This window comes from Pseudomonas sp. 008 (assembly GCF_016861935.1).
GTDB lineage: Bacteria > Pseudomonadota > Gammaproteobacteria > Pseudomonadales > Pseudomonadaceae > Aquipseudomonas.
In genome coordinates this window covers 368,472-381,228 of record NZ_BOMA01000005.1, presented here as the reverse complement: position 1 = coordinate 381,228, position 12,757 = coordinate 368,472, and the positions used below count along the sequence as shown (strand labels likewise).

12 protein-coding genes are annotated in these 12,757 nt (G+C 58.7%); 3 read left to right on the top strand and 9 right to left on the bottom strand.

Translation table 11 applies throughout. From position 1 onward, the window contains the following. Window positions 1-81: 81 nt before the first annotated feature. From JUI81_RS13340 to JUI81_RS13305, 8 genes are all read right to left on the bottom strand, one after another. On the bottom strand, window positions 82-1,428 hold the full coding sequence (locus tag JUI81_RS13340; RefSeq protein ID WP_239077695.1) for an MFS transporter: 1,347 nt from the start codon (window positions 1,426-1,428) through the stop codon (window positions 82-84). 210 nt (window positions 1,429-1,638) lie between these two features. Beyond that, complete coding sequence (locus JUI81_RS13335) at window positions 1,639-2,604, bottom strand: LLM class oxidoreductase (protein WP_138867084.1); 966 nt, start codon at window positions 2,602-2,604, stop codon at window positions 1,639-1,641. 74 nt (window positions 2,605-2,678) lie between these two features. Beyond that, entirely contained in the window at window positions 2,679-3,431 is a 753-nt protein-coding gene (locus JUI81_RS13330; RefSeq protein ID WP_019581908.1) for an SDR family NAD(P)-dependent oxidoreductase, read from the bottom strand. Window positions 3,432-3,578: 147 nt separating this feature from the next. After that, the gene (locus JUI81_RS13325; RefSeq protein ID WP_204124445.1) at window positions 3,579-4,478 is read right to left on the bottom strand and encodes a LysR family transcriptional regulator; all 900 of its coding nucleotides are present in this window, start codon (window positions 4,476-4,478) and stop codon (window positions 3,579-3,581) included. Between the two features lie 93 nt (window positions 4,479-4,571). Then, the gene (locus JUI81_RS13320) at window positions 4,572-5,786 is read right to left on the bottom strand and encodes a pyridoxal phosphate-dependent aminotransferase (RefSeq protein WP_204124444.1); all 1,215 of its coding nucleotides are present in this window, start codon (window positions 5,784-5,786) and stop codon (window positions 4,572-4,574) included. After that, on the bottom strand, window positions 5,783-6,421 hold the full coding sequence (locus tag JUI81_RS13315; RefSeq protein WP_019581911.1) for an RraA family protein: 639 nt from the start codon (window positions 6,419-6,421) through the stop codon (window positions 5,783-5,785). Before JUI81_RS13315 ends, JUI81_RS13320 begins: the two co-directional genes overlap by 4 nt. Then, window positions 6,421-7,083 (bottom strand): RraA family protein, encoded by a 663-nt coding sequence (locus JUI81_RS13310; protein WP_204124443.1) that lies wholly within the window; start codon window positions 7,081-7,083, stop codon window positions 6,421-6,423. The genes JUI81_RS13315 and JUI81_RS13310 overlap by 1 nt, the downstream gene beginning before the upstream one ends. Beyond that, window positions 7,083-7,748 (bottom strand): RraA family protein, encoded by a 666-nt coding sequence (locus tag JUI81_RS13305; protein ID WP_204124472.1) that lies wholly within the window; start codon window positions 7,746-7,748, stop codon window positions 7,083-7,085. The genes JUI81_RS13310 and JUI81_RS13305 overlap by 1 nt, the downstream gene beginning before the upstream one ends. A gap of 121 nt (window positions 7,749-7,869) precedes the next feature. On the opposite strand from JUI81_RS13305, the gene JUI81_RS13300 reads away from it, so the two are divergent. Then, the gene (locus JUI81_RS13300) at window positions 7,870-8,763 is read left to right on the top strand and encodes a LysR family transcriptional regulator (RefSeq protein ID WP_019581914.1); all 894 of its coding nucleotides are present in this window, start codon (window positions 7,870-7,872) and stop codon (window positions 8,761-8,763) included. A gap of 161 nt (window positions 8,764-8,924) precedes the next feature. After that, entirely contained in the window at window positions 8,925-9,740 is an 816-nt protein-coding gene (locus JUI81_RS13295) for an alpha/beta fold hydrolase (protein ID WP_204124442.1), read from the top strand. Window positions 9,741-9,815: 75 nt separating this feature from the next. Here JUI81_RS13295 and JUI81_RS13290 read toward each other — a convergent pair whose 3' ends face one another. Then, the gene (locus JUI81_RS13290) at window positions 9,816-11,192 is read right to left on the bottom strand and encodes an MFS family transporter (RefSeq protein ID WP_204124441.1); all 1,377 of its coding nucleotides are present in this window, start codon (window positions 11,190-11,192) and stop codon (window positions 9,816-9,818) included. 497 nt (window positions 11,193-11,689) lie between these two features. Here JUI81_RS13290 and JUI81_RS13285 point away from each other — a divergent pair, with 497 nt between their 5' ends. Next, window positions 11,690-12,631, top strand: a complete 942-nt coding sequence (locus JUI81_RS13285; RefSeq protein WP_204124440.1) for a LysR substrate-binding domain-containing protein — start codon at window positions 11,690-11,692, stop codon at window positions 12,629-12,631. The last annotated feature ends 126 nt before the right edge of the window (window positions 12,632-12,757 follow it).

Here is a 12,757-nt window from a genome sequence, read left to right as displayed (position 1 = left end):
GTGTAACGCCTCGCAGTGATGACAGAATCGTTCAAACAGAAGCCGCTCACATGAGCGGCTCGGCTTTGTTCGCAATGCACTTCAAACCCGGGCGTTCAATCTCGCCCGAGGCTCGGAAATGGTCAGCAAGAGGATGAAGCTGATAAATGAGCCGACCGCCAACCAGGCGAACACATAGTTCCAGCCATAGTTGTCCAGCAGCAGCCCGGTAATGAACGGCGTCGCTGCGGCGCCCAACTGACCGACCATGTTCACGATGGCGTTGGAGATGGGGAACGTCTTTTTGGTGGTCAGCCCCATTGGGTAAACCATGTAGGAGGAGAAGCCCAGGCTCAGCACAACACCGGTCAGCATCAGCAACAAGCCATAGGGCAGGGGTTCGGCGGGCGAATTGATCAGCAGATACATCATCAGCGACGTGCCGAGCGCAGACAGCAGCATGCCGGGTTTGCGCCGCCCGTCCATTAGCCGGTCCGAGCAGAAACCACCCAGCAGGTTGCCGAGCACGGCGCCCACCCATGGCGCAGCCGACACCAGCCCCATGTTCATGATCGAGAACTGTTTGACCGTCATCAGGTAGGTCGGAATCCAGGCCAGCAGTACGCTCGATACGCCCAGTTGGAAACAATAACTGGTGGCGCAGCCCCAGATATTCCAGGACTTGAACACCTGCCGGTTGGTTTCCAGGGGCGTTTCATGGCGGGCACGTATGACTCGATCAAGTTTGCCCACCCAGGCTGGAATCTTCCGGGGGCGGGTTGGCTGAGTCGCTTCAGTGCTGCCGGTTTCTTCGATGATGTAGTTGAGTTCGGCTGCGTTGACGAATCGGCTCCGGGAAGGGTGATCGGTGACCATGAAGTACCAGATCACCGCCAGTACGATGCCGGGCAGGGCGAAAAAGTAGAAGATCTCTCGCCAGCCCCATACCGAAATGATCACTGCACAGAGCGGAGGCACGATCACTGGCCCGAACTTGACGGCGGACAGAAAGATCCCTGACGCGGTGCCTTTTTCCCGCGCTGGAAACCAGTTGTTGATGGTCGTGGTCATGCTGATCGGCAGTGGGCCTTCAGCGACGCCAAGTCCCAGGCGATACAGTTTCAATGCCAACAGTGAGCTGGCAGTACCGACCAGGCCGGTCAGCAATGAGGTCAGCACCATGGCGCCAGGCAGGATCCTGCTGACGCCGAAACGGCCGAAGGCAAACCCGGAAGGGATTTGTGCCAGGGCATAGGCCAGCAGAAACAGGCTCATCAAGCCACCGGCCTCGGCATTGCTCATTTCAAACTCTTTACGAATGAACGGCAGCGCGACACCCAGGTTGGCCCGGTCGGCGGCAGCGATGGTGTAAATCAGAAAAATCAGGGCCGCAACCACCCAGCGGTAATTGCTGCGCACAGCAGGTTTTATGACTTCAGGCATAGACATGGGCTGGACCTTGTTTTTGTAGGTGTTGTCCGGCCAAAGTAATGAGTGTGAATCTGCAAAAAAAGCGACAAATATTCCGCTCAACGGATCACTTTTATTGATGAAAGAGCGTGGCCGAACGGGCATGATCCATCCGCTTGGATAAGCCGCCCCGAAGGTCTGCTTATGGCGAAAAGCAACGAGGTAACACAGGCTCTGTCGAAGCGCCGATCAGCAAGCGAAAAGTGGAATAACGTATTCAGCAAGCTCGTCCAATGTATCGCTCACCGCTCTCTGGGACAGTCTCAGGTTCAACGCAACGTGAGAGACACCCTCTTCACGTTGGCGCTCCCACAAATCGATCAACGCATTGCGACCTGCGTGTAATCCACGACCTGTGCGTAATGGCGCATTCGGGTCTTTGTCGAGCTCGAAGAAAGCACCATAACCGTAGGGTTTGAACACTTCAGGGCCACAACTTTTTCGCCAGAGATCAATGACAGCTGGCAATTGTTCGAAGTTACTCTGGTGCCAGATCCAGCCGTCCAAATGGGATGCCAGCCATTCTATTTCTTGTCCACAGCGACCAATCGCAAGCATCGGCAAGCGAGCCTGGAAGGGCTTTGGAATCAAATCCAGCGCGCCCTCCAGTGATCCGTAAAAGGCGCTCTCGTGGATGGGAAAGCTTTGCTCCGTGACAACCCGTAAAAGTGCATGAGCTGCGCGGAACCTTTCGGATCTGTTGTTGAAGTCGCTACCGAACGCCGGGTATTCAATAGGTCTATCCCCAGTAGACAGCCCGAGCAGAAAGCGGCCTCCAGTCAAATGATCCAGAGAGGTTGCCTGTTTGGCGACAATCAATGGGTCTCTGAGAGGAAGGACTATTCCGGCGGTGCCAATTGCGATGTTCCGCGTTGCAGCAGCAAGCCATGCACCGTACACCATCGGGTCGTAGATCTGGCCGACATCACCGAACGATGGATCAAAGAATGGAACATCTCTAAGCCAGATGGCGGAGAAGCCGCCTTCGTCTGCTTGTTTCGCCAACTCAGTATGTTGGTGCATCGTCGGAATAGCAGATTCCGGATAGCCCTCTAGCGGTGCAATCAATCCGAAGGTAAGCGCACCCGGTCGAAAAACTTTGGAAAAAATACCCTGATCAAGTCCATCAGGAAACTTCATTACAGCCGTTGTCATCTGCATTGCTCCCTCTGCTCAAGGGCAGGGAACCATCCGATCGTGGCGGTGGCCCGAGCCCTGAGACGGGTGAGTTAGAACGAGTAGCGACGCATACCGCCATCCACCAGCAATACGGTGCCGGTGATGTAGCTTGCGCGAGGGGAAGCAAGGAAGGTCACTGCGTTAGCCACATCTTCAGGCTGGCCAAAGTCACGCAGTGCAATCTCTCGGTCGGCGAATTTTTTACGCTCTTCGCCCGGATACAGACGGCGGATCTGAGCCGTATCGATCAGCCCAGGCTGTACACAGTTCACCGTGATACCGTGCTGGCCAAGCTGTTCAGAAAGACCTTTTGACCATACGACGATACCGGCTTTAGCCACCATTGCCGCGTTGACGACTTCCGGCTCAAGATTGCCGGAGAGGCTGATGATTGCTCCGGACTTACGCTGAAGGAAGTTTGGCAACAGTTTTTGGGTCAGCTGACGATGACGGTCAAAGTTCAGCGTCATGCCTTCGATCCATTGTTCTTCAGGAGCATCAATGTCCATCGGACGGCTGCCGCCCGCGTTGTTGACCAGGATGTCGATGTGACCCATAGCGGCCAGAGCAGCACTTGCAATTCTTTCTGGGCCGTCAGCCGCGACAAAATCCTGAACGTAGGTGATCGGTGTTATACCACCCGCATCGGTGATTTCGCCTGCCAAACTGGCCAACAGCTCTTCGTTTCGTGCAGTAGCAAATACCTTCACACCTTCAGCGGCCAGGCTTTTGACAATGGCTCGTCCGAGCCCTTGGCTAGCACCGGTTACCAAAGCAGTTTTTCCAGCAAGTTGCATATCCATGGCGAGTCCTCGAATAGACAGATTGAAAAATACAGTGGGGACGAACTGAGTGTTCGTCCTGATTCGAGGAGCAATTTAGGCCTTGCTGAATGGGGGATAAACGGCCCGATTAGAACTTGATTAGTACTGTGTCGTTACCAATCGCTCTCACTTAAGACCTGCCTCGGAGAACAGTTCCATCAACCACTCCATGAACACACGAACTTTTGGTGAAAGGTGACGACGGTCGGTCAGGAGCATGGATACGGGCTTTGCGACTGTACGCAGTTGCGGAAGGACTTCAATCAGTTCTCCCGAGTCGATATGCCTCTGTAGCGAGGGCCGCAATCCTTGAAGCAATCCGAGCCCGGCCAGGCCGCAAGAGAGAAAAGCTTCGGAGTCGTCGACCACGATCCCGCTTTGGACTTTGACGGAAATGACGCCATCTCCATCCTGAAATTTCCACGGCATGATCTTGCGTCGATGCTCAATGAGGAAGTTGACTGCCAGGTGGTTATCCAGTTCATCCAGGGATTTAGGCGTACCGAATCGCTCAAGATAAGAAGGCGCGGCACAGGTCACCATAGGCACCAACCCGATACGGCGCGCTATCAAACTCGAGTCGTCCAGCTCGCCCAGGCGGACGGCGCAATCTATGCCCTCAGCAATGAGATCAATTTGATGATCAGTCGATCCCAGCGTCAGTTCGACTTGTGGGTAGAGGTCTCGAAATACGGGAAGCGCAGGAATGATGATCGCTTTTGCCAGTACGACAGGAACGTCCACCCGTAGCTTGCCTCGCGGTGGGCGTGTGGGCGAAAACCAGTCGAAGGTATCTGCAAGATCGCCCAATAATTGCTTACATCGGTTGTAAAACTCCTCACCCTCCGGAGTGACGTTGACCCGTCGAGTGGTTCTATGAAGCAGCTGGACGTTCAACTCACTCTCAAGGTTCTGGATAGCCTTCGAGAGTGCAGGGCGGTGCAACTGGAGAGCTTCCGCTGCGCGCGTATAGCTACGTTGCTCAACAACGGCAACGAATATCTCCATCGCCTCGATCATATTCATCTAGAAGCCTCGAAGTTGCAGTTCTCAGCGGGAATCTGCCGATCGCTGCAAGTGTAATCGAGTGCGAAATATTGCACGTTCTTCACCTACGGGTTAACGCAGGGCGCTACAGAACGCCCGGATGGCCTCGCAAGCCTTGCGCAATGAAGCGTCATCCAACGCATAGGCAATGCGAATATAGGGGCCAAGGCCAAAAGCGCTGCCATGCACCACGGCCACATCCGCTTCGTCGAGCAGCGCATGCGCCACATCTTCGTCGGTGTGCAGCACTCGACCGCCCGCCGAGGTACGGCCGATCAAGCCGGCACAGGAGGCAAATGCGTAAAAGGCTCCGGCCGGACTCACGCATTCAAGACCTGGGGTGTCGTTGAGCAGCGCCACCATCAGATCGCGACGACTCTGGAACGCGACACGGCTTTCGCGAATGAAGTCTTTCGGTCCTTCCAGTGCGGCGAGTGCCGCCTGTTGCGAGATCGAACTGGCGCCAGAGGTTTGCTGGCCTTGCAGTTTTTCCATGGCCTCCAGCAACCAGCGCGGCCCGGTGGCAAAACCGATGCGCCAGCCGGTCATGGCGTAGGCCTTGGAGACACCGTTCATGGTCAGGGTTCGCGGAGCCAGTCGTGGCTCCACCTGGGCCAGGGTGTGGAACGCTTGATCGTCGAAGATCAGGTGTTCATAGATGTCGTCGGCCAGGATCAGTACATGGGGGTGATCCAGCAACACCGCCGCCAGAGCGCGAAGTTCAGCCTCGCTGTACACCGCGCCAGTGGGATTGGACGGTGAATTGAGGATCAACCAACGGGTTTGCGGGGTGATCGCGGCGGCCAGTGCCGCGGGCGTCAGTTTGAAACCGGTGTCGGCATTGCAGGTAACGATCCGCGCTTCACCGCCGCACAGTTGCACCATCTCCGGGTAGCTGACCCAGTACGGCGCCGGCACGATCACCTGGTCGCCCTCGTTGAGGGTCGCGGCCAGGGCGTTGTAGATCACCTGTTTGCCGCCGTTGCAGACGAGGGTGTCTTGCCAGGTGATGTCCAGGCCATTCTCGCGGCGGAACTTGGCGGCCACCGCTTCTCGCAGTGAACGGACCCCGGCGACCTGGGTGTAGCGGGTATGGCCGTGTTCAATGGCATTAATGGCCGCTTCGCGCACATGCCTGGGGGTATCGAAGTCAGGCTCGCCGGCGCACAGCGAAATGATCTTCGCGCCTTGTGCCCGGCGTTCCGCCACCCGGTCCATGATCCGGTAGGTCGCGGAAGGTTGCGCGCTGGCCAGGCGCTGGTTCAGTCGTTGGATATCAACGCTCATGCGCGGGTTCTCCACTCGGTCAGGTTCATCAGTTCCAGGGTCGAGCGGCCTTCGGTCAGCGCCTGCATCATCTGCGTTTCCTTGTTCGCGCGCGCCTCGCCTTCGGCCAGGGTACGTGCCGCATCCGCCTTGGGGATGATGATGACGCCGTCATCGTCGGCCACCACCAGATCACCCTGAGCCACCAAGGCGCCGTTGAAATTGAACGGTTGCCCCACCGAAGGGGCGCTGGCCTTGACCGTGCCTTTGACCGAGATGCCACGGGCAAATACCGGGAACCGGCGTTTCTTCAGGGCCGCGATATCGCGTACGCCGCCATCGATCACCAGACCGACCACGCCAGCCGCCTCGGCTGCCACGGTGAGCACTTCGCCCCAATAACCGGCGATGAAACCACCCGTGCCCACGACCAGTACGCTGCCACGGGGCACTCGTTCCATCGCCAGGTGCAGGGCCAGGTTGTCGCCCGGAGAACATTCCAGAGGGTAGGCGGGGGCGGCGATGAAGGCGCCGTCCCAGATCGGGCGGATCGCACTGTCGACCGCGCAGGGCAGATGGGACGCTTCATACAGCGTCGAACTGCCCAGTACTTTTGCCCGTTGGTGAAAATCCGCGGGGAAGGGGAGCGTGCTCATCAGGCTTTCCTCTGCAGGCTGTGGTAACCCAGGGCGGTCCGGGCTTCTTTAAGGGTTTTGCCCTGAGCGATCAGGGCGCGAATGTCGGCTTCGACCGATTCGATCTGACGGGCACACGCCGCCACTTCCGCCGCACGCGCGCGAGGCACGATCACCACGCCGTTGGCGTCGGCGACCACGATGTCTCGGGAGCAGACCCGCGCCGTGCCGATCGACACTGGCTGGTTGACGGACTGCACCTGCACCCGGTCTTTGCCGGTGCGCATGAAACGGCCCTTGCTGAAGATCGGGTAGCCATCGCCCAGCGCCTTGTTCACGTCACGGCAAACGCCATCGATGACCGTGGCTGCGATCTGCCGAGTGCCGGCGTACTGGGTCATGATGTCGCCCCAGACGGTGCAGTCGGTGCGACCGCTGTTGTCGATGACCACCACGTCGCCGGGCGCCACGTCGTCGATGAAATCGCCCACGGTGCCAGGCGGTACGCTGGCCGAGACGTACTGCACGGTGAACGCCGGTCCGACGACGACCTTGCTGTAGTTGTCCAGTGGCGCCACACCGAGGCATTGGCCGGGCAGGCCGAGTTTATCCAGGGCATCGGAGACGCCTGGGGTGTCCAGGCCTTCAAACAAGGCGACCAGTTCTTTGTCGTCGATATTCATCAGGCGTGCTCCGCGTGGATCGCTTCGAATTGGGTGTCATGCATCACTTCGGCTACCGAGCGACCGCTGCGGACCGCCTCGACCATGCCGTCCTGGCGACGGGCGATACGCTCGCCAAGGTCGACCACTTTCTCGATATGGGTTGAGGGCACGAACACCGTGCCGCAGGTATCGGCGATGATATAGTCGTTCTCGCTGACATCGACGCCGGCGACGTTGATCGTCACGCCAGCATCGATCTGCACCACCCGATTGCGCGCGCTGATCATGGTCACGCCACGGCCGTAAACCGGGTAACCGATGGCTTCGCTGCCGTCGATGTCGCGACTGAAACCGTCGATCACCGTGCCGCGCACTTTCTTGCCGGCCGCTGCGTTGGCGAGGATGTCGCCCCAGCAGGAGATGCCTTCGATACCACCGGCAATCACCAGCACGCGATCGTCGCCGTCGATCTGTTCAACCACCGGGGTAATCAGGTGCACTGTGGGCGCACTGTCGGATTTCGGCGCCAGCAGCACCGTACTGGCGCGGCCGACGATCCTTGGGCAGTTCCACAACGGGCGCAGCCCAACGGTGGCACCCGGCAGGCCGAGGAAGTCGAGCGCATCGGAAACCGTATTGGTATCCAGCGCCGCCAAGCGATCCAGCAAACTCTTGTGGATCATGCTCTTGTTAATCATTGGAAAAGCCCCAGTGGTGACGGAGGCGCCCAGTGTCTGCGAGAGCATTTGATAGGTATATTACGAATCACAGAAGCGTTGGATACGCTAAACCTATGGATTAATCATGATCAATTTTCGTCTGATTCGTCATCTCTGGCTGTTCCTCGCGGTGGCCGAAGAACAGAATTTCGGCCGCGCAGCCAAGCGGCTGGGCATGTCCCAGCCACCGCTGAGCGAGCAGATCCAGGTGCTGGAGCAGGCGCTCAAGGTCAAGCTGTTCGACCGTTCGCGACGCGGGGCGAAACTGACCCCTGTTGGCGCCGCGATCCTGCCGGCGGTGCGCAAGTTCGCCGACCAACTGGAGCGCCTGGAACTCGCCGTGGAGGAGGCGGTGGCGGGGCAGTCGGGGATGTTGACCATTGGTGCGATTTCCACGGCGATGTTCGATGTGTTGCCGGGGCTGATCGAGCAGTTGAAGAACGATTACCCGCACCTCACCGTGTCCGTGCGCGAAATCGACAGCGTCGAAGCCGTCCCGGCGCTGGAGGCCGGCGACATCGATTTGGCCTTCGCCCGGCTGGACGGTGATCTTGGCGCTTCGATCAATTCACTGCCGCTGCTGGAGGATCGCCTGGTGGTGGCGCTGCCCAGTGATCACCCGTTGGCTTCGCGCACACGAATCAGTCTGTCCAGTCTGTCCAACGAGCCGTTGGTGATGTTTTCCCGAAAGGTCAGCCCGGTGTACTTCGACAATCTGATCGCAACCTGCCGGGCCAGCGGGTTTTCCCCTAGGGTGCTGCATGAAGTGCGTTCCGTCGCTTCGCAAATTGCCTTTGTCAGCTATGGCCAAGGCATCGCACTGGTGCCGGCGTCACTGAAAAAACTGGCGCCGGACAACGTTGTGTTTCGAGCGCTGAGCCAGAAGCTCAATGTCGTGACCACCGCAGTGGCCTGGAATGCCGATCGACCCAACCCGGTGGTGGAGGACGTCGTTGCCCGGTTCCGGGCCAAGGCGTGAGTTGGCCCAGGGATTGTGTGTGAACACCGATTGATAGGATTGGCCTATGAAAGCCTTCCTCAATCAGGATTTTACAGAACACCCGATTCCCTTGAAATTGCGAGCCTGGCCGCCGGCAACCCAGGCTCGGCGCAACCTTTTCGCTCAAGGAGTCCAATATCGTGCCCTCACCAGAAACGTTCACTCACGTGCAACTCCCTCTGACGGTGGAGGGTGTCCAACTGAACGTGGCCGCCATCCATCGCGACGGCGTGCTGGCGCCGATTGTGTTCCTGCATGGGTTTGGTTCGACCAAGGAGGACTACGCCGATATCGTGCATCAGCCCGCGTTTGCCGGTCACCCTTTCATCGCTTACGACGCACCGGGTTGCGGTGAAAGCCAGTGCAGTGACCTTTCCAGGATTTCCATTCCCTTTTTGTTGCAGACGGCGCTGCAGGTGCTGGCGCATTTCGGTATCGAGCGCTTCCATCTGGTCGGCCACTCGATGGGCGGGCTGACCGCGCTGATGCTGGCCCATCAGTTCCCGGATCGGGTGCTCAGCTTTGTCGATATCGAGGGCAATATCGCCCCGGAAGACTGCTTCCTCAGCCGGCAGATCGTTGACTACCCGAGCGACGATCCCGAGGCGTTTTTCGCCGCTTTCATCGAGCGTGCCCGACACGCTCCGGCGTATGCCAGCGCACTCTATTCCGCGAGCTTGCGGCACAAGGTGCGTGCCGGTGCGGTGCGAGGCATTTTCCAGTCGATGGTCGACCTCTCCGATAACGCCGACCTGATGGGCAAATTCCTCGGGTTGAAGTGCCCGCGCATGCTCATGTACGGCGAACAGAACGCGTCATTGTCCTACTTGCCACACATCCAGGCTGAAGGTGTGCGGCTGGCGCCCATTCCCGAGTGTGGGCATTTCCCGATGTATTCCAACCCGATCGCGATGTGGCAACAGATCGCCGATTTCCAGGCGAGCACTGCGCAATAACAAAACAGGGCGCAGAACCTGTGGGATCGCGGCACCGCGCGCTCCCACAGGACTTTTGGCGCTCAAATTTCTTGGTCAGACCCCGGCAGCGCTCGGTTTTGAATAACCCTTGAGCCCGGTGCGCTCTTCGACTTCACCCGAACCGCTGATGTACCCGTAGCGAGACAGATTCGGCATCAACATCGCGGCGATGAAGGTGATGGTCACTACCGCGGCGACATAGAAGAAGAAATACTCCTCGATCCCCTGCGAACGAAGCGACAAGGCGACGTACTCGGCAGTGCCGCCGAATGCCGCATTGCCGACGGCATACGGAAAGCCCACGCCCAACGCGCGTACGGCAGGTGGAAACAGTTCGGCTTTGACGATCCCGGCGATCGGGGTGTAGAGCGATGCGATGGTCAGCCCGCCAAACACCAGTAGAAACGCCATGAACGGACTGCTGACCGACTGCAATGAATAGAGCAGGGGGATCACCAGCAACATGGCGAACCCGGAAAACATCAGCATGTGCGCCTTGATCCCGATACGGTCAGCGAGCAGGCCAAAGAGCGGTTGGCAGAGCATGAAGCCGACGAGGGCGGCGGTCATGATGAAGCTCACCGTTTCCGGGCTGAAGCCTGCGGAGATCACCAGGAATTTCTGCATGTAGGTGGTGAAGGTGTAGAAGTACAGCGAGCCACCGATGGTGAACGCCACCACCAGGGCGACCGCCCGTTTGTGTTTGAACATACCGCGCAGAGAGCCGGCATCTTTGCGGTTCATGTCTTTTTTGGTCGCGGTTTCATGCATGGCCCGCCGCAGATACACCACCACGATCGAGCTCACGGCGCCGATGAAGAACGGAATCCTCCAGCCCCATTCGCGCAACTCTTCGCCGGTCAGGGTTTGCTGGAGAATGACCACGGTCATCAAGGCCAGCAGCTGCCCGGCAATGATGGTGAAGTACTGAAACGATCCATAGAAACAGCGGCGTCCCGGTGTCGCGATTTCGCTGATGTAGGTGGCGCCGGTGCCGTACTCCGCGCCGACGGACAGGCCCTGAATCAACCTGGCTACCACCAGCAGGATCGGTGCCGCGACGCCTATGGATGCGTAGGTGGGCATGACGGCGATCAGCAGCGAGCCGGCGCACATCATGAACACCGAGATAATCATCGACACCTTGCGGCCACGAGTGTCGGCAATCCAGCCGAAGATCCAGCCTCCGAGCGGGCGCATGAAAAAGCCGACGGCGAAGACCCCCGCAGTCGACAATAACTGGCTGGTGGTGTCCCCCTTGGGGAAAAACGAAGCGGCAAAATAGATGGCGGTGTAGGCGTAAATGAAAAAGTCGTACCACTCCACCAGATTGCCCGAGCAGGCACCCATGATGGCTTTGACGCGGTTCGGCGCTCTCATCGGAGCGGCTTCGCCAGCGTGGTCTTTGGCGTCTGTGATTGATGCGCACATGCTGTTCACCCTTTCTTCAAGGCGAGGCGATACGAGGAGCACGCTGATGCGTGTCCGACGTGACGGGCTCGATGGGTTGTCGGGTTTAACGAAGCGGCGTGGACCCGTTCGTGGCCGGGTTTACTGAAGAGAAAGGGGAGGGAGGATGCACGAGCATGGCGAGTTGTACGTGGCCCGGGGAAACCGGGCAGGTCAGGTAAGACGAAGCATTGAACATCATGGCGCGAGCCCTCGAATCTTATTCTTGTAGTGAGTCGGACGCTCTTTGGCGCCGACGTTGATTGCACGCTACCGCAGAGTCAGGGGGCTAATAAGCCGTCAGGCAGGCCTAACTGATATACCTGAATTCTATAGCTTGGCATGCAGCCCCGGCGCGCTGGGGGATACAGCCGACTCGCCAGTCCTGAGGCCCCGCGACACACGGTTGGCGAGGCATTCCAAGGTGCGCAAATGCGATTACACTCACAACACTTTCGACGCATGTCGCGCCGAGCCCGATGCTGACTGGCCTGGTAATGGATGTCGTTCAACTCAAGACCCTGATTCATGTGGCCGAGCTGGGCAGTCTCAGCAAGGCCTCGGATCGTCTTCACATCGCGCAGCCGGCCCTGAGCCGGCAAATCCGATTACTGGAAAAGGAACTCGGCACCTACCTGTTCGACCGACATGGGCGAGGCATGGAAATTACCGAGGCCGGCCGCGAAGTGCTGGCCCATGCCACCCGAATCATGGAAGAGATGGAGTCCATCCGAAGCTCGGTGGTGGGCGGGAAGACCTCTTTTCGGGGAACGGTGGTCATCGGGACAACGCCGACGGTCGCGGAAATCGTCACCGTCCCTCTGGTGCGCAAGATCAAAGAGGCGCATCCGAATCTCGGCATCAGGTTTTCCTCGGCCTTCAGCGGCTACCTGCTGGATTGGGTTCAGCGTGGCGAGTTGGAACTGGCGATTTCCTACGATCCGCAACCCCTGCACACGCTGCGTATCGTGCCGGTGATGATGGAAAACCTGCTGCTGGTCGGCCCTGCCAGCGCCAACCTGCGTCTTGATACGCCGGTGTCGTTCGCGTCTCTGGCCGAGCAGCAATTGGTACTGCCCAGCGCCCGACATGGCCTTCGGGTGATTCTGGATAACTGTGCGCGTGAAGTCGGGATCAAGCTCAAGACCAGCGTTGAAGCCGATTCTTTCGGCGCGATGATCGATCTGGTCCGCAATGGCTTCGGTTTGACCGCTTTGCCGTTGGCCTCGATTTACGCGCAAATCGAAGCGGGCGTGCTCAGTGCGGCACCGTTGGTCGACCCCGCTCCCATGCGTAAATTGGTCCTGGTCTTTCCCGCGGACAGGCGCGTCAGCCCGGCCGCGAAATTTGTCGGGGAGGCTTTTATCGAGATCGCCGCTGATCTGGTCAATCGCAAGATTTGGGCCGGGCACATGCTTTGAGCCATCGGCCAATCTGTTAGCCCCTATCCGTTGTTGCGTAGCTGCTCACGACTTCTGTTTTTTTCTCACCACTGATGACACTGTCTTGAACCATCAAACGCGACTGCCTGGCGTATTCGGCATTTT